Source organism: Verrucosispora sp. WMMC514, from assembly GCF_027497295.1.
Classification (GTDB): Bacteria; Actinomycetota; Actinomycetes; order Mycobacteriales; family Micromonosporaceae; genus Micromonospora; species Micromonospora palythoicola.
In genome coordinates, this window is the sequence record NZ_CP114906.1 from 247,719 (window position 1) to 266,314 (window position 18,596).

Genomic DNA, 18,596 nt, shown 5'->3' on the forward strand with positions numbered 1-18,596 from the left:
CCGCCCTGCCCGGGCCGCCGAGCCGCCACGTCGGAGCTGTCATGAGCCGCTACGTCGCCCCGCTGGGCTTCACCCTCGCCGCCGTCTGGGTAGCCGTCCTCTTCTTCCTGGCCAGCGCCACCCACTAACCCACTCGCCCACCCGCCGACCTCCGGTGGTGGTCAGATCATGCGGGAGGACCAGAGGAGGCTGAAGGCGCCGGCGCAGAGGGCCAGCAGCAGGGCGATGCCGGCGTACCACTGGGTGATCTCGCGGGGTTCGGTGCGGAAGCCGATCGAACTGCCCATGTCCTGGTAGACCTGCTTGAGTTCGTTGACCGTCGCGGCCTCGTAGAAGAAGCCCTCAGTGGTCTCCGCCAACTCGGCCAGGGCGAGCCGGTCCACCGGCACCCGCTGCAACTGACCACCGATGTCCACATGTCCGGAGTCGGTGCCGAAGGCGATCGTGGAGACCGGCACGTTCGCCGCCTGCGCCGCGGCGGCCGCCTCCTCCACCGACCGTCCGGCCGTCCGGAAGCCGTCGGAGAGCAGCACGATCCGGGCCGGCGGGATGCCGGCCGCCCCGTCGGCCGGCACCGACCGGATCGCCTCCAGGCAGGTGAAGACCGCCTCGCCGGTCGCCGTCGCCTCGGCCAGCACCAGGCCCTCGATGGCACTGGTCACCGCCGGGCGGTCCTTGGTCGGCGGCACCAGCACGTTCGCCGACTTGGCGAACGAGACCAACCCCAGGTTGTACGTCTCCGGCAGCTCCGCCACGAACTGCATGGCCGCCTCCTGGGCCGCCTCCAGCCGGTTCGGCGGCACGTCGTCGGCCTGCATGGACAGTGACACGTCGATGGCCAGCATGATGGTGGCGCGTTCCAGCGGCTCCCGGGTGTCGACCGCGGGCCGGGCCAGCGCACCGGCCAGCACCAGCAGGGCCAGCAGGAACGCGGTGGCCGGCACGTGCCGGCGCCAGCCGAGACCCTTCGGCGCCACGGTACGCAGCAGGTCCACGTTGGTGAACCGCAGCGCGTAGTCGCGCCGGCGCAGCTGCCGCCAGACGTACAGCGCGGCGAGGGCGAACACCGGCAGCACGGCCAGCAGCCACCACGGTTGCAGCAGTCGAATCATCGTGTCGTCCCCCGGGTGCGGGCGTGCCGCTGGGCGGCCACGAAGCGCACCATGTCCAGCAGCCAGTCTCGGTCGGTACGCAGTCGCAGGTGGGCGGCGCCGGCGGCGCGCAGGGCGGCGGAGATCTCCGCCCGCTGGGCCGCGGCGGCTGCCGCGTAACGATGCCGCAGGCTCGGGTCGGCGGTCTGCACCTCGTGCAGTTCGCCGGTCTCCGGGTCGACCACCGGGAGCACCCCGACGTCGGGCAGTTCCAGCTCCCGCGGATCGACCACCTCGATGGCGAGCAGATCCTGTCGTACCCGCAGCTTGCGCAGCGGGCGCGCCCACTGGGCCGGCGGGGCGAGGAAGTCGGAGATGACCACGGCGACACCGCGCCGCCGGGGTGGCCGGTTGAGCATGTCGATGAGCGCGCCGAGGTCACCGCGGCCGGGCCGGATCTCGGTGCCGGCGATGGCCCGCAGCATGCCCTGGGCCTCCTTGCGGCCGGACCGGGCCGGCAGCCGGACCAGTCGCCCCGGGCCGGCCGGGGGCGCCTGCCGCCGGCCACGGCGGGGCACCGGCACGTCGCCGCCGCTGCCGACTACCGCACCGATCCGGTTGCCGCCCCGCACGGTCAGGTGCGTGATCGCCGCGGCCGCCGCGATCACGACGTCCCGCTTGAGCCACCGGCCGGTGCCGAAGTCCAGGCTCGCCGACAGGTCCACCGCCAGCCACGTCTCCAGCTCACGGTCGGCCACGGTACGCCGCACGTGCGGGGTGGTGGTCCGGGCGGTCACCGGCCAGTCCATCCGGCGCACGTCGTCGCCGGGACGGTACTCACGCGACTCACCCGCCTCGCTGCCCGGCCCGGGCAGCAGGCCCGCGTAGTCACCCTGGAGAAGTCCGTCGAGTTTGCGGGTCACCAGCAGTTGCAGCCGGGACAGCACGGCACCGGAACGGTCGCTGGCCGCCATCCGGTCCGGCTCACCGGGTCGAGGGGTGGTGGAGGTCACGGCCGCTGCCCGGGCCACCCTGAGGTAGGTGCCACCGCCCCGGCGGGCGGGGTGGCCTGCTGCCGGGGTGCCACCGACGGCAGCGGGATGGTCGACATCACCCGGTGCACCACGTGGTCGGCCGGTACGTCGTCGGCGAGCGCGTCGTAGCTGAGCACCAGCCGGTGCCGCAGGATGTCCGGTGCGATGTCCTGCACGTCCTGCGGCAGGGCATAGTCACGGCCGCGGAGCAGGGCCAGCGCCCGGGTCGCCCGGACCAACCCGAGCGAGGCCCGCGGGCTGGCACCGTACTGGATCAGTTGCGCGACGTCGGGCATGCCGTGTTCCGCCGGCGTACGGGTGGCCAGCACCAGCCGGACCGCGTAGTCGACCAGGGCGTTGTGCACGAACACCTGGTCGGCCTTGTGCTGGAGGGCGACCAGATCGTCGGTGTCGAACACCGCGGTGGGCTCGGGCGGCGCGACGCCCATCCGGTAGACGATCTCCCGCTCCTCGGCGTCAGTCGGGTACCCCACGATGATCTTCATCAGGAAGCGGTCCCGCTGCGCCTCCGGCAGCGGGTACACCCCTTCCTGTTCGATCGGGTTCTGCGTCGCCATCACCAGGAACGGGTTCGGCACCCGGTGACTCTCGCCACCGATCGACACCTGCCGCTCGCTCATCACCTCCAGCAGCGCGGACTGCACCTTCGCCGGCGCCCGGTTGATCTCGTCGGCGAGCAGGAAGTTGACGAAGACCGGGCCCAGCTCGACGTCGAACTTCTCGCTGGACTGCCGGTAGATCCTGGTACCCATGATGTCGGCCGGCACCAGATCCGGGGTGAACTGCACCCGGGCGAACGATCCGCCGACCACCTTGGCGAGGGTCTCCACCGCGAGGGTCTTGGCCACCCCCGGTACGCCTTCCAGCAGGCAGTGGCCCCGGGCGAGCAGCGCGACGAACATCCGCTCGACCATCCGGTCCTGCCCGACGATCACGCGCTTGATCTCGAACAGCGCCCGCTCCAGCAGGGTGGCGTCCTGCGCCGGGGTGGTCGGCGGCGCGGGCGCCTGCGGTTGGGCCCCGTTCGGCGGCGGGGCGTCGGGCGTGGTCGGCTGGGCCACTGGTCCTCCACAGCGTGAGCGGTCGTCGCGGCGTGTGCGGTACCAAGCCTCGCATGCCCGACTGAGTGCCGACTGGGGGAGCGACCGATTTCCGCCACGCCGTTCCGGGACGGAAAAATCGCCGATCACCAGTGGACAAAAGCCGTCCCGGCGTGTGTACCATTCATCCGTCGCCGGGCGGCTTCCCCCGTGGCCGCCCGGCGCTCACTCTTCCCCGCCGTCCTAGACTGAGCGGGATGACCCACCCCGACAGCCCCGCCGAGGCGCTGCCCTGTTCGGCCCGTGGGTGTCGCACCCCGGCCCGATGGGCACTGCGCTGGAACAATCCCCGCCTGCACCGGCCCGAGCGGCGCAAGACCTGGCTCGCCTGTGACACGCACCGGCCCTCGCTCGGCGACTTCCTCGGCGCACGAGGCTTTCTGCGTGAGGTCGCCCCGATGGGGGAATCGCCTACGCTCGAAGGGTGAACGCGTACAACGGAAGGCTGGCCCCGTGAGCGATGACGCGCCTGAGGTTTCGCCGTCGGCCGCGCCGACCAGCCCCCTGGAACCGTGGCCGGACACCGTGCGGTGGCAGTCGATATCGACCGACCTGATCTGGGTCGAGCTGCTGCGCCTGGCAGCCGGTGTGGCCGTCGTGGCGGCGGTGCTCGGGGTCGGCTGGGCGCTCACCGGTTCCTGGCCGTTCGGGTTGGCGCTCGGTGCGGTCGTGCTGTTCGCTCTCTGGCGGGTGGTGACCATCGTGCGGGCGGTACGCGCCTGGGGCTACGCCGAACGTGAGGACGACCTGCTGGTCCGGCACGGTCTGCTGGTCCGCCGGCTGTCCATCGTCCCGTACTCGCGGATGCAGTTCGTCGACGTCAGCGCCGGCCCGCTGGAGCGGGCGTTCGACCTGGCGACCGTCCAGTTGCACACCGCGGCCGCGGCCAGCGACGCCCGGGTGCCGGGGCTGCGTCCGGCGGAGGCGTCCCGGCTGCGGGACCGCCTGACCGCGCTCGGCGAGGACCGGGCGGAAGGACTGTGAGCGGCTCGGCCGCTCCGGGTCCGGACCGGACCCCGACCGGCGCGGACGAGCGGGATCACGCCGGAGAGGCGATGGGCGGCGAACCCGCCGACGCCGTGCCGGCAGTTCCCGCCGAAACACCACCGCCCGACCAAGTCGTGCCGGCGGTGCCGGCTGAGGCACCGGCGCCGGGCGAGGGCCGGCCGCCGGGCTCGTACCAGGTGGCGGGGCCGTCATCACCGGTCGGCGCGTCGCAGCCGCCCGGCGGGTGGGTCGGTCCACGCCCGCCGGATCCGTCGGCGCGGCAGCGGCTGCATCCGCTGAGTCCCGTGCTGCACGGTGCCAAGTCACTGGCCGTGGTCATCGCCGGACTGTCCTGGTCGACCCTGTCGCGGGTGGGGATCGGCTGGTTCGCCACGATGGTGATCGTGCTCGCACTCGGCGCGAGCGTGCTGGCCGTGGTCAGCTGGTACAACACCGGCTACCAGGTGGTCGGCCGGGAGTTGCGCATCCACGAGGGGTTGCTCTGGCGCCGCAGCCGGGCCATTCCGTTGGAACGGCTCCAGGCCGTCGAGGTGGTCCGACCGTTGCTCGCCCAGCTCACCGGGCTGGCCGAGCTGCGGCTGGAGGTGGTCGGCGGCGGCAAGACCGAGGCGCCGCTGGCGTACCTCAGCCTCGCCGAGGCCGGGGCGCTGCGGCAGCGGCTGCTGACCCTGGCCGGCAACTCCTCCGGCACGGTGCCGGCGGCCCAGGCGCAGCCGGTGCCGGCCGGTGCCGAGCCGCCCGCGCAACCCGGGCGACCGTTGCACGCGGTGAGCAACCGGGACCTGCTGATCAGCCAGCTGCTGACCCCGCAGGCGTTCCTGCTGCCCTTCGGTGTGGCCTTCGTGGCGACGCAGTTCCTGTCCGAGGGGTCCTGGTCGTTCATCGCGGTGGCGAGCACGCTCACCGCGATGGCCGGTGTCCTGCTGCAACCGGTCCGCCGGGTGCTCGACGACTGGCGGTTCCAGTTGGCCCGCGACGGCGACCGGCTGCGCATCCGCAACGGCCTGCTGGAGACCAGGTCGCAGACCGTACCGTTGCACCGGGTGCAGACCGTGCGGGTGACCTGGCCACTGCTCTGGCGGATGAAGGGCTGGCTGCGGCTGCGGCTGGAGGTGGCCGGCTACGCGGCCGGCGAGGCCGACGAGCGCAACCGGCCGGACCGGCTGCTGCCCGTCGGTGACCAGCCGACGGGCGAGATGATCGTGGGCGAGGTGCTGCCCGGGGTGGCGCTGGCGGCGCTGCCGTTGCGGCCCCCACCGGCCCGGGCCCGCTGGGTCCACCCGTTGAGTCGCCAGGTGCTCGGTGCCGGTCTGACCGAGCAGGTCTTCGCGGTCCGCTCGGGCCTGCTCACCCGTCAACTGACGGTCGTACCGTACGCCCGGTTGCAGAGCGTACGGGTGGTGCAGGGGCCGGTGCAGCGGCTGCTCGGGTTGGCCACCGTGCACGCCGACACCGCCGGTGGAGCCGGCGCGGCGGCGGTCGACCGGGACCTCGCCGACGCCTGGGCGTTGGCGGCGGAGCTCACCGCCCGGGGTCAGGTCGCCCGCCGCGCTGGCTGACCTGATCCGCCGACGGGGTCAGCGGCGGCTGGGCAGGGCGGACGGCGCCACGGGTACGGGTTCGGCGGTGGAGGTGTCGGGCGGGGTGCGGCGGGCCTTCCGGCGGGCCCACCAGCGTTCGGCCCAGCCGACCGCCAGGAAGGTCATGGCGACGTACGCCCAGCCGACCAGCACGTCGATCACGTAGTGCTCGCCGCTGTAGACCAGGGTGAAGGTCATCGCCAGCGGGTAGGCCAGCAACAGCGGCCACCAGCGACGCCGGACGTCACGCAGGAAGAACAGCACCACGAACAGGGCGAAGGCGGTGTGCAGCGACGGCATCGCGGCCACCGGGTTGGAGGCCAACTGTCCGGCGTTGAGCAGGTTGCCCGCCCCGTGCATGCCGAACGCCTTCCAGCCTCGGGTGGAGATCCGCGCGACCTCCTCGATCAGCCCGTTCTGGGCTGCCCACCACGGCGGGGCGGCCGGGTAGAGGAAGTAGGTGATCAGGCCGGTGGCGCAGAGGAAGAACCAGCGGCGCATGAACGCCGCCCACCGGCTGCGCTTGACCATCCACAGCACCGCGGCGGCGGCCAGCGCCGCCACGAAGTGCGAGAAGTACACCCAGCTGACCAGGACGTCCCACCAGCGCACCTCCGGCTGGTACAGGTGCTGCTGCAACCAGACGGTCGGCACCTGGCCGTCCATCGCCCAGCCGAACATCAGGCGGTCGGCCAGGATCAGTTCGTAGGCGTGCGGCACGGTGCCGTCGTGGTAGGCGAACCCACGGGAGAGGTTGTAGGCCACCAGCAGCAGGACCACCGGCACCCAGTCCCGGGCGAACTGCAGGTGGCTGCGCCACGGTCGGGTGGAGTACCAGGCGATGGTGCCGGCCCAGATCCAGAAGAACGCGTACACCGGGTCGGTGGGCAGGCCGATGACGAGCCAGCCCGCCACGAAGGCGACGGCCCAGACCGACATCGCGATCACACGGCGGCGTCCGCCGTCGCGGGCGGCGGGCGGCTCGGTCGAGGCTGGGGGCTGGGGATGGGTCTCGGCAGACATCGCGGACAAGGTTAGCGGCGACCTGCGCCGGACCGGACGCAGGAGCACCTGCGTGGCGCATCTGCCCGGCCGCGTGGCCCGGGCTCCGCCGACCACCTACGCTGTGGCCATGCGGGAGCTGACGGAGCAAACCCTGGCCCCGGGTCTGACCGGCCGGGTCGAGTTGACCGTCACCGAGGGCGACACCGCTCAGGCGGTCGGTTCCGGTGACGTCCCGGTGCTCGGCACGCCACGGGTGCTCGCCCTGGCCGAGGCGGCGACCGTGGCCGCGACCGCCCGTCACCTGCCGAGTGGCTCGACCACCGTGGGGACCCGGGTGGAGCTGGAGCATCTGGCCGCCACGCCGGTGGGCCGCACGGTCGTGGCGCAGGCCCGGCTGACCGAGGTCGACCGACGCCGGCTGGTGTTCGAGATCACCGTCACCGAGGGCGGGCGGACCGTCGCCGAGGGGCGGGTGGAGCGGGCCCTGGTCGACCGGCACCGGTTCCTGGAACGAGCCGGCGGGGCCGCATGACGACGACCGGCCGCTTCGTCGAGGTCGCCGACCGGGTGCTGGTGCTACGCGAGCCGGTGCTCGCGGTGAACGTCACGCTGGTGCTGGGCGACGGCGCGGCGCTGCTGGTCGACACCCTCTCCACCGCCGGGCAGGCGGCCGAACTGGCCGCCGCCGTACGGGCGGTCACCACCGACCCGCTGACGCTTGTCAACACCCACCATCACTTCGACCACTGCTTCGGCAACGCCACGATCGCCGGTGACCCGCCGCGCCCGGTGTGGGCGCACGAACTGGTCGCCGTGGCGATCCGCGATGAGGGGGACCGGCTGCGCCGGGAGGCGTACGCGGAGTTGCGCGCCGGGCATCCGGACCTCGCGGCCGAACTTGCCGACACCGCGCTGCTGGCCCCCACCCACACCGTGCGCACCGAGGCGGTCCTCGACGTCGGCGGCCGAGAGGTGGTGCTGCGCCACCCCGGACGTGGTCACACCGACGCCGACCTCGTCGTGCGGGTGCCCGACGCTGACCTGCTGATCGCGGGTGATCTTGTCGAGCAGGCCGGTCCACCGGCGTTCGAGGACTCGTACCCGTTGCAGTGGCCCGACGCGCTGGCCGAGCTGGCCCGGTCGATCTCACCGGCGACGGTGGTCGTGCCCGGGCACGGCGAGCCGGTCGACGCGGAGTTCGTCCGGGCCCAGCACGCCCAGCTGGTGGAGCTGGCCTGGCTGATCCGGGCCGGGCACACCGGCGGCGCACCACCGGAGCGGGTCGCCGCCGACGCTCCGTTCCCGGCCCGCCACGCCCTGGCCGCCGCCCGGCGCGGGTACGCCGAACTCGACGGCACCGCCTGACCGGGACCGCTGTCGGCGACGGCGGGCCGGTTCGTCGTCAGTCGCCGAAGCGCTGGCGCACCTCGGCGCGGGTGGGCATGGCGACCGCGCCACCGGGACGTTCGCAGACCAGACCGGCGACCCGCAGGGCGTACCCGACCCGCTCGTGCCAGCCGGACGGCTCGACGGGCTCGCCGCCGGTCAGCAGGTCGGCGACGAGGGCGGCCATCACCGAGTCACCTCCCCCGGTGGCGTCGACGGCGTCGACCTTCGGGGCGGGTACGCGTACCGGGTCGGCATCGGCGGCGGCGACCACCGCGCCGGCGGCGCCGAGGGTGACCACCACCGTGGCCGCGCCCAGTTCGCGCAGGTAGACCGCCACCGACTCGACCGGCTCACCTGGATAGAGCAGTTCCGCGTCGGCCGCACTGAGCTTGACCAGGTGCGCTCCACCGGCGAACTCGGCGACCACCTCCCGTAGTCCGGCCAACGCCTGCGGGCCGGCCAGCAGCCGGGGACGGACGTTCGGATCGAACACCCGCAGCCCCGGGGCGGCCGCCCAGGCCCGGCGGGCGGCGGCCAGGGTCGCCGGCGCCAGCAGCACGATCGAGCCGCAGTAGAGCACGTCGGCGCCCTCGACCAGCGCGACGTCGAGTTCGTCGGGACCGAGCAGCGCGTACGAGGGCGGCTCGCCGTAGAAGCGGAAGTCCGGCTCCGCGCCGGAGAAGGTGGCCACGGCCAGCGTGGTCGGCACCGCGGCGGTCACCGCCCCGGCCAGCCCCACCTGTTCGGCGGTGAGGAAGTCACGGATCCGACCGGCGAGCACGTCGTCGCCGAGCGACCCGACGAACTGCACCGCGCCACCGAGCCGGGCGACACCGACCGCGACGTTCAGCGGTCCACCACCGATGGCCTGTCGGTAGACCGGCGCGCCGTCGCACTCGCTGTCCAGCAGGTCGACGAGCGCCTCGCCGAGCACGACCGCGTATCCCATCGTCAGGTCCTTCCGTCTGCCGTACGTGATGCCCAGGCTGGCACAGCGGATGTGTGCCGGGCGTGGAAGCCACCGTATTGGCGTGACCTGGGTGTCGCGCAGCGGGTCGGTTACACGCATCGAGGAGCGACTATTGCGCCGAGCGGTCCGGCATGGTGGGATGGTGGTGCCGGGTGGCGCGGGGGCTGCGCGTCCACCGGCGCCGGGCTTCATATCGCGCGAGGGCATTCACGCGTCGACACTCCGCTGGCGGCAGCGTGCCGGCTGGGCCATCCGTCCCCATCCGCACGGTCGCCACGTAGTCGCATTTCGCCCGCAGCGGGGCGGCACCATATCCGCCACCCGCTCGTTCGGCGGGGCGCACCCACGCAATGCGCTCCGCGAGTCAGGAGAACCCGTGCACCGTCCACGCTTGGCCGCGCTGCTAACCGCGGCTTTCACTCTTCTCGCGGGTGCGGTCGTCGTGACCGCCAGCCCCGAACCGGCCGCCGCGCACGGCGCGGCGATGACGCCGGGTGCCCGCACCTTCCTGTGCTGGCGCGACGGCCTCACCCAGACCGGTGAGATCAGGCCGAACAACCCGGCCTGCGCCGCCGCCGTCGCGCAGAGCGGGACGAACTCGCTCTACAACTGGTTCAGTGTGCTGCGTTCGGACGCCGGCGGTCGGACCACCGGCTTCATCCCGGACGGCCAGCTGTGCAGCGGCGGGGCCACCGGCTTCCGTGGCTTCGACCTGGCCCGCAACGACTGGCCGCTGACGCACCTGACGGCCGGCCGGTCGATCGAGTTCAAGTACAGCAACTGGGCCCACCACCCGGGCACGTTCTACTTCTACGTGACCCGGGACAGCTGGAGCCCGACCCGGGCGCTGGCCTGGAGCGACCTGGAGGCCCAGCCGTTCCTGACGGTGACCAACCCGCCGCAGCGCGGTGCGGTCGGCACCAACGACGGTCACTACTACTTCACCGGGAACCTGCCGTCGAACAAGAGCGGCCGGCACATCATCTACTCCCGGTGGGTGCGCTCGGACAGCCAGGAGAACTTCTTCGGCTGCTCCGACGTGACCTTCGACGGTGGCAACGGTGAGGTGACCGGTATCGGTGGCAACAACCCGCCGCCGAACCCGACCACCCCGCCGCCGAACCCCACCACTCCGCCGCCGAACCCGACCACGCCCCCGCCGAACCCGACCACCCCGCCGCCGGGCCCCGGTGGCTGCACCGCCACGGTCAAGGTGACCAGCAGCTGGTCCGGTGGGTTCCAGGGTGAGGTCGAGATCCGCAACACCGGCACCTCCGCGCTGAGCGGTTGGACCGCCAACTGGAGCTGGCCCGGTGGCCAGCAGATCAGCCAGGTCTGGAACGCCACCCAGACCACGTCCGGATCGTCGGTGACGGCCCGTAACGTGTCGTACAACGGCACCGTGGCGGCCAACGGCAGTACGAGCTTCGGCTTCCTCGCCAGCGGCAGTGGCGCGACGCCGACGGCGACCTGCTCCAGCAGCTGACCGTCAGCAGCACGAAGGGGGCCCCGCGAGGGGCCCCCTTTCCGCTTGTCCGCCCGTCGGTCAGCGCACCATGGAGCCGACGACGGGCTTGGTGAGCAGGGCCGACTGGTTGCGTTGGATACCCGGGTCGAGGGTCTTCGCGACGAAGATCGCGTGCCAGATGCAGAAGATCAGCACCGTCCACACCTTGCGGGAGTGGTCGAACTCCTCCCGCTTGTGCTCCTCGAGCAGGCGCAACGCGTACGACAGGTCGAGCAGCTCACCGGCGCCGGAGGTGGACAGCACGTGCCGGGCCCACTCGTACATCTCGCCGCGCAGCCAGACCCGGGTCGGGGTGGGGAAGCCCAGCTTCTTGCGGTTGACGATGGCCGGCGGCACGACACCCTGCAACGCCTGACGCATGGCGTACTTGGTGGCGTCGGAACGCGGCGGCAACTTCAGCTCCACCGGGATCTTCGCCGCCACCTCGAACACCGCCCGGTCGAGGAAGGGCACCCGCACCTCGAGCGAGTGCGCCATGGAGATCCGGTCCGCCTTGACCAGGATGTCGCCGCGCAGCCAGGTGTAGAGGTCGACGTACTGCATCTTGGTCACGTCGTCCAGCTCGGTGCACTCGGCGTAGATCGGCGCGGTCACGTCCGTGTAGCGCACCGACGGGTCGTAGCGGCGCAGCAGGTGCTGCTTCTCCTCCTCGGTGAACATCCGGGCGTTGCCGTAGTAGCGCTGCTCGATCGGCGTGGTGCCGCGCTCCAGGAAGCTCTTGCCCTTGACCCCCTGCGGGATCGCCTTGGAGACCGCCCGCAGGCCCTTCTGCACCCCGTCGGGCAGCCCGTTGACGCCGCTCAACGACAGCGGCTCCCGGTAGATCGTGTAACCGCCGAAGAACTCGTCGGCGCCCTCGCCGGAGAGCACCACGGTGACGTGCTCGGCGGCCTTCTTGGCGACGAAGTAGAGCGGCACCAGCGCCGGGTCGGCGACCGGGTCGTCCAGATGCCAGACGATCTTCGGCAACGCCTCGATCATGTCCTGCGGCCCGATCTTGGTCGGGATGGTGGTCACGTCGAGGTGGCGGGCCGAGTCCTGGGCGACGTCGATCTCGGAGTAGCCCGGCACGTCGTAGCCGACGGTGAAGGTGAGGATGTTCGGGTTGAACTCCCGGGCCAGGGCGACCACCGCCGTGGAGTCGATCCCGCTGGACAGGAACGAGCCGACCGGCACGTCGGAGCGCATGTGCATGCGTACGCTCTCGCGCAGCGTCTCGCGGATCTCGTGGTAGAGCTTCTGCTCGTCGGAGACCGGCGCCGGCCGGAACACCGGCCGGTACCAGCGCCGCACGTCGATCCGGCCGCCCGGGGTCCAGGTGAGGTACTCCCCCGAGCCGATCCGGCTGATCCCCCGGTGCAGGGTGCCGGGCTCGGGCACGTACTGCAGGGTGAGGTAGTGGCTGAGGTTGGCCGGGTCGACCCCGGCGTCCCCGGCGTACGCCGACTGGGCGAAGGGCAGCAGGGCCTTCTTCTCCGAGGCGAGGTAGAGCCCGTCGGCGGTCTCCAGGTAGTGCAGCGGCTTGATGCCGTAGTAGTCGCGGGCACCGAACGCGCGACGCTGCTGCCGGTCCCAGATGACGAAGGCGAACATGCCCCGCAGCCGGGTGAGCACCTGCTCGCCCCAGTAGTGGTAGCCGGCGACGATGACCTCGCCGTCGCCGTTGGTGGCGAACCGGGCGCCGAAGTCGCGGATCAACTCCTCGCGCAGCTCGATGTAGTTGTAGATCTCGCCGTTGAAGGTCAGCAGGTAACGCCCGTCGGCATAGGGCAGCGGCTCGTGACTCAGCGCGACGTCGATGATCGCCAACCGTTTGTGGGCGAACACCCCGTCCGCGTACCGGCCGGAGGCGTCGCCGACCACCTCGACCCCGGTCTCGTCCGGGCCGCGGTGGTGCAGGCATTCCAACGCCCCGGCGATGTTGTCGCGGTGGGCGGCGGCGTCGCCGCGCGCACTGAAGAAAGCCAGGAGTCCGCACATGTCCGTCATCTTTCCACGCGCGTTTGTCGGCCGTCGCGGCACTGCCGGGCCCGCCGGGACGGCCACCGGCGGGTCGGCCCGGGACCGGGTTCGCGGTACGGTCGGGACCAGCAACGAGGCGAAGGGAGCGGGGCATGACCGAGGAACGCACCGACGGCGAGCCGACCGACGGCGAGCCGACCGACGGCACCGAGTCGCACGACCCGGACTTCCCACCGGCGTTCCTGTCGTTCATGCGGCAGGGCTGGCGGGACACCACCCTGCCGGTCGGTCCACGGCCGGAGGTGCCGAACTACGCCAAGCGTCGGGCCGCTCTCTCGGCGGCCTTCCCGGGCGAGACGCTCGTGATCCCCACCGGCGGCGAGAAGGTACGCGCCAACGACACCGAGTACCGGTTCCGGCCGGGCAGCGACTTCGCGTACCTCACCGGCGACCACGACCCGGACAGCGTGCTGGTGCTGCGGCCGACCGGCTCCGACCACGACGCCACGCTGTACATGCGCCCCCGCTCGTCCCGGGAGAACGACGAGTTCTTCCGCAGCCGGCACGGCGAGCTGTGGGTGGGCCGGCGCCACACCCTGAGCGAGAAGTCGACCGAGCTGGGCCTGCCCACCGCCGACCTGACCGAGCTGGACGCGGCGCTGGCGGAGCTGGCCCCGGCGCGTACCCGGGTGCTGCGTGGCTTCGACACCCGGGTGGACGCCGCGGTGCGGCCCTGGGACGGCCCGCGCGAGGAGGGGCAACCGGCCCGCGACCGCGAGCTGGCCATCGCCATCTCGGAGCAGAAGCTGGTCAAGGACGAGTGGGAGATCGCCCAGCTCCAGGAGGCGGTCGACGCCACCGTACGCGGCTTCGAGGACGTGGCCCGGGCGCTGCCGGCCGACCGGGGTGTCTCCGAGCGGCTGCTGGAGGGCATCTTCGCGCTGCGGGCCCGGCACGACGGCAACGACGTCGGCTACGGCTCGATCGTCGGCGCCGGCGAGCACGCCACGATCCTGCACTGGGTGCACAACCACGGTGCCACCCGTCCGGGCGAGCTGCTGCTGATGGACATGGGCGTGGAGGGCCGCCACCTCTACACCGCGGACGTGACCCGGGTGCTGCCGGTCGACGGACGGTTCAGCCCGTTGCAGCGCCAGGTCTACGACGTGGTGTACGCCTCGCAGCAGGCCGGGATCGATTTCATCAAGCCGGGCGTGACCTTCAAGGACGTCCACCTGACCTGCATGCGGGTGCTCGCCGAGGGGCTGGCCGACCTGGGGCTGCTGCCGGTCAGCGTGGACGAGGCGATGGACGAGAACTCCATGGTCTACCGCCGCTGGACGCTGCACGGCTTCGGGCACATGCTCGGCATCGACGTGCACGACTGCTCGAACGCCCGCAAGGAGATGTACCGCGACGGCGCCCTGGGTGAGGGGTACGTGCTCACCGTCGAGCCGGGGCTGTACTTCCAGCCGGAGGACGAGCTGGTGCCGGCGGAGTTGCGTGGCATCGGCATCCGGATCGAGGACGACGTCCTGGTCACCACCTCGGGCGCGGTGAACCTGTCGGCCGGCCTGCCGCGCCGGGCCGACGAGGTGGAGACCTGGTTGGCCGAGCAGCGCGAAGCCGGGCCGCGACTGCCTGGCTGATCGGACGCCCGACTGATCGGGCGAGACGCGTAGCCAGCTTGCCCAGGGCTCGTCCGAGCCGTGGCACCGGCTACCGAGGGCGGACCCCGCCGGAGCGATGCTCCTGGTACGGGGTCCGCCCTCGTCTGTCCTGCGGATCGGCGTTCGTCCTGGTCAACCGCTTTCAACCAGATCTTGCGGGATGGTCGGCTGATGCCCGATCAGGTGCCAATGCGGGGTTGTTTCGGATTCATCCCTCTCGCGAGGAACATTCTCATACGGTGGTCATCAGAGGCTGCAACCCATTTGTAGCTGCTCGCGCCTATTCGCTCGGTGCGGGCCAGTCTGGTAGCAGGAAAGGGCGGAAGGCTCTGATGTCTGATGACGTGACCACTTCCTACGGTGGGCCGCCCCCGGCGCCACCGCCGGCGGCACCGCCGGGACTTCGACGACGAAAACTGTGGCTGACAGCGGGTGTGGCCGGCCTGACCGGCGTCGTCGGTCTGGCCGCGCTGGGCGGGGTGGCCGCCCGGGACGACCGATCCGGCACGTCCGGTAGGTCGGACGCGCAGTCGAACGCCCGGCAGAACGTCAGCGACGCCGGGACGGCAGACGCGGCCGACAGCGGCGGCGAGCACGAGGCGACCGGTGAGCACACCGGTCGCAAGGGCGCTGGTCGCAAGGACGCCACCGGCGGCAAGGACCGGGCCCACGAGGTGCCCTGCGACACCGACAAGCTGATCCAGGCGATCGTGCACGCCAACCAGAACCACGGTGGCGTACTCACCCTGGCCCGGCACTGCACGTACGAACTTACCCGCAGCGACGACGGCAACGGGCTTCCGGTGATCACCAAGCCGATCACGTTGACGGGTGACGACAGCAAGATCGTCCGAGCCGCGAACGTCGAGCGGTTCCGCATCCTCAACGTCGGTCGAGGGGGGCACCTGACGCTGAAGGGCGTCACGGTCAAGGGCGGCCAGACCGCTCCGGGCATCACGCCCCCGGCGCCGCTCGCGGGACTCGAAGGTGGCACCGGGAAGCCCGCCGGGACCGTCCCGAAGGCCGCGGCCAAGCCCGGGGCGGACCGGGCGAAGGCCACGGCCGACGGAGCCAAGGCAGCCGAGGTAAAGGCGGCTGAAGTCAAGGCGGCCGGAGCCAAGGCGGCCGGAGCCAAGGCGGCCGGAGTCGAGGCGGCACCGACCGTGAAGCCCGCACCGGCGGCCAGGGCCACCACCGGAGTGGACGTCGCTCCGCCGAGCATCGCCGCCGACGGCGTCGACGGGGGCGGAATCCTGGTGCAGCGGGGCGGCACCGCCGACCTGGAGCACAGCCGGATCGTGCAGAACCAGGCGACCCGTAACGGAGGTGGCGTCGCCAACTACGGCACCACCACGATTCGCAGCAGCACCGTGGAACAGAACAGCGCCGGCAGCTTCGGCGGCGGCGTGTTCAACGCGGGCACGCTGCGGGTCGAGGAGTCGAAGATCGTCTACAACACCTCGGGCGCCGGGGGCGGCGGCATCGCCAACGGCTCCACACCCAACGGCTTCGCCGGCACGGGTGGCACGGTCTGGATCTGGAAGAGCACGATCAACCACAACCGGACCGGGGTGCTCGGCGGCGGCGTCTTCGTCAACGGTGGTGACACGACCGCCGTCCAGAGCCAGCTCACGGACAACACCAGCAGCCTCGACGGCGGCGGTCTGGTCGCCCTCGGCGACAGCCGGGTGAGCCTGGAACACCTGCTGGTCGTCCGGAACTACGCCAGCGACGACGCCGGCGGCCTCGGGATCGCCGAGGACTCCACCGCCGTCGTCGACCACAGCGTCGTCAAGGAGAACGTGGCCGCCAACGGCGCTGCCGGCGGGCTGTTCAACGACGGTGCCTCGGTGACCCTGCGCGACTCCGAGCTGTGGGGCAACCAGGCGTCGGGTACGGCCGGCTTCGCGGGTGGCATCGCCAACCAGGACGGCGTGACCACGCTCATCCGGACCAGGGTCGCCGACAACGTGGCCACCAACCAACCCGGCGGCATCTACACCGACAACAACCGGGTGGAGATCGACCGCAAGTCCGCGGTCACCGGCAACCGACCGACCAACTGCCTCGGCAGCCCGGTCATCCCCGAACGCTGCTTCGGCTGAGCCATCGCCGAGGCGAGCGACGAGCAACCAGGACAGCACCACCACATAGCGGGGCTCCTCCGTGCCGCTCGGCGTCACGGAGGAGCCCCACCTTCGTCCCGCTTCCGGGTCATCCAGGGCCGTCCGAGCAGGTCAGAGCAGGTCCGGGGGGAAGCCGCCCGAGCGTGCCGATCAGCACGGCCCTGGGCCTCGCTGATCCCCGGCGTACCCAATGTGTGGTTATTTCGGATAAGGGCCTGAGGCGAGGAACATTCTCATACGTTGGTTCTGGGAGCTACAACCGATTTGTAGCAGGGGACGCTCGCCTGTGCGTGACGACCCTGTCTGGTACGACGAGAGGGCAGAGAGCTCCGATGTCCAACTATGTAGCTAAGAACAACGCCAGCGAGCCGGAGGCGACGCCCAAGCGGCGTCGCAAGCTCTGGCTCGCCAGTGGCGTCGCCGGGCTCACCGGCGTGGTCAGCATCGCCGCCGTCGGGGTCGCCACCGGCGCCGGTGCGGTTGGTACCGATGGTCTGCGCTGGTCCACCGCCCAGCAGGTCAGCAGGGACGGTGACCAGAACGCGGTAGCGCCCGAGGAGCACAAGGGCAAGAAGGAGGATCGTGCCGACAACGCCGCCGACGAGCGTGCCCGGCACGACCAGAAGCGGGACGGCGACAAGCGGGACCACGGCAAGGAGGTGCCCTGCGACAGCGACAAGCTGATCCAGGCCCTGGTCTACGCCAACGAGAACCACGGCGCTGTGCTCAACCTCGCCAAGGGGTGCACCTACAGCCTCACCCGTTCCGACGCGGGCGACGGGACCGGCCCGAACGGCCTTCCGGTGATCACGGAGAACGTGGTGCTCAAGGGCCACGACACCAAGATCGTCCGGGACGCCACGGCCGAGGAGTTCCGGATCCTCAACGTCGGACGCGGCGGAAACCTGACCGTCAAGGGCCTGACCATCAAGAACGGCCAGACCCGGGCACTGCCGGTCAACGGCGACACGCCGGAAGCGGTCTGGTCACGGTTCTCCAACTCGGTCGAGGCGACGAAGGCCGCCGAGGCGAAGCAGGAGTACCTGCCGTTGCTCCAGGCCAAGCCGAAGGGCATCGCGCTCAAGGCGAAGGCCGCGAGCGCGCCGTCGGTGCTCGTCGACCCGGAGTCGAACGACGGTGGTGGCGTGCTCGTGCAGCCCGGCGGCACCGCCTCCTTCGAGGAGACGCACATCGTCGCCAACCAGGCCGGCGGCGTCGGAGGTGGCCTGGCCAACTTCGGCAAGGCGAGCCTGTACCACACCACGGTCGCCGACAACACCGCCTTCCTCTACGGCGGTGGCATCTTCAACGCGGGCGTTCTGCGGGTGGCCGAGTCGACCGTGAAGAACAACGACGCGATCATCGGCGGTGGCGGCATCGCCAACGGCGCGGCGTTCATCTTCCGTGACGACATCGACGGCGGCACCGCCTGGATCGAGAAGACCGAGGTCGTCAGCAACGAGGTGCTCGGCTTCGGCGGTGGCGTGCTCGACATCGAGGGCAACACGACCGTCCGGTACTCGAAGGTCACCGGGAACACGGCGGTCCTGGCCGGCGGCGGGGTCACCGCGGCCGGCGACGACAGCACCCTCGAACTGGCCCACGTGGAGGTCGCCAAGAACACCACGGTCGGTGTCGGCGGTGGGTTGGCTCTCGGCTTCGGTGCGATCGCCAACGTCGAGGAAAGCAAGATCGTCGAGAACAAGGCCGGCTTCTTCGGCGGTGGCGTGTTCAACGGCACCGGTGAGGCGACCTTCCGGCACAGCGAGATCAGCGGCAACCGGGCCGTCGGCCCGCTGGGCGTCGGCGGCGGCATCTTCACCGTCGCCGGTGTGATCGACCTGGAGAAGACGAAGGTGGCGCACAACTTCGCCACTCTCACCGCTGGCGGTGTCTTCAGCTTCCTCGGTGAGGTGAACGTGGACGACAAGTCGGCCATCACGGCCAACAAGCCGACCAACTGCGCCGGCACCTTCACCCCGATCCCGAACTGCTTCGGCTGATCAACGCGGTGCCGGCACCCGCCGGACCGAGGTGACGGGGACTTCGGCCCCGCCGGGACGATCCAGCAGGATCGGACCGGCGGGGCCGAGGCGTGTCACCGGCAGGGCA

At 71.5% G+C, this 18,596-nt stretch carries 15 protein-coding genes; 9 read left to right on the forward strand and 6 right to left on the reverse strand.

Annotated elements, in window-relative coordinates; all coding sequences use genetic code 11:
* Positions 1–161: 161 nt before the first annotated feature.
* The 3 genes from O7597_RS01055 to O7597_RS01065 are packed head-to-tail and all read right to left on the reverse strand — an operon-like array spanning position 162 to position 3,207.
* Positions 162–1,112 (reverse strand): VWA domain-containing protein, encoded by a 951-nt coding sequence (locus tag O7597_RS01055; RefSeq protein WP_281581791.1) that lies wholly within the window; start codon positions 1,110–1,112, stop codon positions 162–164.
* Positions 1,109–2,122 carry a DUF58 domain-containing protein gene (locus O7597_RS01060; protein ID WP_269742479.1) on the reverse strand — a complete coding sequence of 338 codons (1,014 nt, stop codon included), beginning with the start codon at positions 2,120–2,122 and terminating at the stop codon, positions 1,109–1,111. The genes O7597_RS01055 and O7597_RS01060 overlap by 4 nt, the downstream gene beginning before the upstream one ends.
* A complete protein-coding gene (locus O7597_RS01065; protein WP_281581792.1) occupies positions 2,101–3,207 on the reverse strand; it encodes a MoxR family ATPase in 1,107 nt (368 codons plus the stop codon). Before O7597_RS01065 ends, O7597_RS01060 begins: the two co-directional genes overlap by 22 nt.
* A 236-nt stretch (positions 3,208–3,443) precedes the next feature.
* Between O7597_RS01065 and O7597_RS01070 the strand changes: the two genes are divergently transcribed.
* The 3 genes from O7597_RS01070 to O7597_RS01080 all read left to right on the forward strand — a co-directional run bounded on the left by O7597_RS01070 (position 3,444) and on the right by O7597_RS01080 (position 5,813).
* A complete protein-coding gene (locus tag O7597_RS01070; RefSeq protein WP_269742481.1) occupies positions 3,444–3,674 on the forward strand; it encodes a hypothetical protein in 231 nt (76 codons plus the stop codon).
* Positions 3,675–3,699: 25 nt separating this feature from the next.
* On the forward strand, positions 3,700–4,230 hold the full coding sequence (locus O7597_RS01075) for a PH domain-containing protein (protein WP_269742482.1): 531 nt from the start codon (positions 3,700–3,702) through the stop codon (positions 4,228–4,230).
* A 71-nt stretch (positions 4,231–4,301) separates the two neighbouring features.
* A complete protein-coding gene (locus O7597_RS01080; RefSeq protein WP_269742483.1) occupies positions 4,302–5,813 on the forward strand; it encodes a PH domain-containing protein in 1,512 nt (503 codons plus the stop codon).
* An 18-nt stretch (positions 5,814–5,831) separates the two neighbouring features.
* Here O7597_RS01080 and O7597_RS01085 read toward each other — a convergent pair whose 3' ends face one another.
* Positions 5,832–6,857 (reverse strand): phosphatase PAP2 family protein, encoded by a 1,026-nt coding sequence (locus tag O7597_RS01085; protein ID WP_269742484.1) that lies wholly within the window; start codon positions 6,855–6,857, stop codon positions 5,832–5,834.
* A 109-nt stretch (positions 6,858–6,966) separates the two neighbouring features.
* On the opposite strand from O7597_RS01085, the gene O7597_RS01090 reads away from it, so the two are divergent.
* Positions 6,967–7,371 carry a hotdog domain-containing protein gene (locus O7597_RS01090; protein WP_269742485.1) on the forward strand — a complete coding sequence of 135 codons (405 nt, stop codon included), beginning with the start codon at positions 6,967–6,969 and terminating at the stop codon, positions 7,369–7,371.
* The gene (locus O7597_RS01095) at positions 7,368–8,204 is read left to right on the forward strand and encodes an MBL fold metallo-hydrolase (RefSeq protein ID WP_281581793.1); all 837 of its coding nucleotides are present in this window, start codon (positions 7,368–7,370) and stop codon (positions 8,202–8,204) included. Before O7597_RS01090 ends, O7597_RS01095 begins: the two co-directional genes overlap by 4 nt.
* Before the next feature lie 37 nt (positions 8,205–8,241).
* On the opposite strand, the gene O7597_RS01100 is transcribed toward O7597_RS01095, so the two are convergent.
* Positions 8,242–9,177, reverse strand: a complete 936-nt coding sequence (locus O7597_RS01100; protein WP_281581794.1) for a PfkB family carbohydrate kinase — start codon at positions 9,175–9,177, stop codon at positions 8,242–8,244.
* Between the two features lie 397 nt (positions 9,178–9,574).
* Between O7597_RS01100 and O7597_RS01105 the strand changes: the two genes are divergently transcribed.
* Entirely contained in the window at positions 9,575–10,684 is a 1,110-nt protein-coding gene (locus tag O7597_RS01105; RefSeq protein ID WP_269742488.1) for a lytic polysaccharide monooxygenase, read from the forward strand.
* 60 nt (positions 10,685–10,744) lie between these two features.
* Here the strand turns inward: O7597_RS01105 and asnB are convergent, their stop codons facing one another.
* Positions 10,745–12,706: an asparagine synthase (glutamine-hydrolyzing) gene (gene asnB, locus O7597_RS01110; protein WP_269742489.1), complete on the reverse strand. Its 1,962-nt coding sequence runs from the start codon at positions 12,704–12,706 to the stop codon at positions 10,745–10,747.
* Positions 12,707–12,840: 134 nt separating this feature from the next.
* On the opposite strand from asnB, the gene O7597_RS01115 reads away from it, so the two are divergent.
* From O7597_RS01115 to O7597_RS01125, 3 genes are all read left to right on the forward strand, one after another.
* Positions 12,841–14,337 carry an aminopeptidase P family protein gene (locus O7597_RS01115; protein ID WP_281581795.1) on the forward strand — a complete coding sequence of 499 codons (1,497 nt, stop codon included), beginning with the start codon at positions 12,841–12,843 and terminating at the stop codon, positions 14,335–14,337.
* A gap of 353 nt (positions 14,338–14,690) precedes the next feature.
* Positions 14,691–16,463, forward strand: coding sequence for a right-handed parallel beta-helix repeat-containing protein (locus O7597_RS01120; protein ID WP_281581796.1), 1,773 nt, complete (start codon positions 14,691–14,693; stop codon positions 16,461–16,463).
* A 353-nt stretch (positions 16,464–16,816) separates the two neighbouring features.
* Entirely contained in the window at positions 16,817–18,487 is a 1,671-nt protein-coding gene (locus O7597_RS01125; RefSeq protein ID WP_281581797.1) for a hypothetical protein, read from the forward strand.
* The last annotated feature ends 109 nt before the right edge of the window (positions 18,488–18,596 follow it).

Excerpts from the sequence above, each read along its gene's own strand:
- O7597_RS01055 (WP_281581791.1), bottom strand. The coding sequence starts at position 1,112 with ATGATTCGACTGCTGCAACCGTGGTGGCTGCTGGCCGTGCTGCCGGTG.
- O7597_RS01070 (WP_269742481.1), top strand. The coding sequence starts at position 3,444 with ATGACCCACCCCGACAGCCCCGCCGAGGCGCTGCCCTGTTCGGCCCGT.
- O7597_RS01080 (WP_269742483.1), top strand. The coding sequence starts at position 4,302 with ATGGGCGGCGAACCCGCCGACGCCGTGCCGGCAGTTCCCGCCGAAACA.
- O7597_RS01085 (WP_269742484.1), bottom strand. The coding sequence starts at position 6,857 with ATGTCTGCCGAGACCCATCCCCAGCCCCCAGCCTCGACCGAGCCGCCC.
- O7597_RS01090 (WP_269742485.1), top strand. The coding sequence starts at position 6,967 with ATGCGGGAGCTGACGGAGCAAACCCTGGCCCCGGGTCTGACCGGCCGG.
- O7597_RS01095 (WP_281581793.1), top strand. The coding sequence starts at position 7,368 with ATGACGACGACCGGCCGCTTCGTCGAGGTCGCCGACCGGGTGCTGGTG.
- O7597_RS01100 (WP_281581794.1), bottom strand. The coding sequence starts at position 9,177 with ATGGGATACGCGGTCGTGCTCGGCGAGGCGCTCGTCGACCTGCTGGAC.
- asnB (WP_269742489.1), bottom strand. The coding sequence starts at position 12,706 with ATGTGCGGACTCCTGGCTTTCTTCAGTGCGCGCGGCGACGCCGCCGCC.
- O7597_RS01115 (WP_281581795.1), top strand. The coding sequence starts at position 12,841 with ATGACCGAGGAACGCACCGACGGCGAGCCGACCGACGGCGAGCCGACC.
- O7597_RS01120 (WP_281581796.1), top strand. The coding sequence starts at position 14,691 with ATGTCTGATGACGTGACCACTTCCTACGGTGGGCCGCCCCCGGCGCCA.
- O7597_RS01125 (WP_281581797.1), top strand. The coding sequence starts at position 16,817 with ATGTCCAACTATGTAGCTAAGAACAACGCCAGCGAGCCGGAGGCGACG.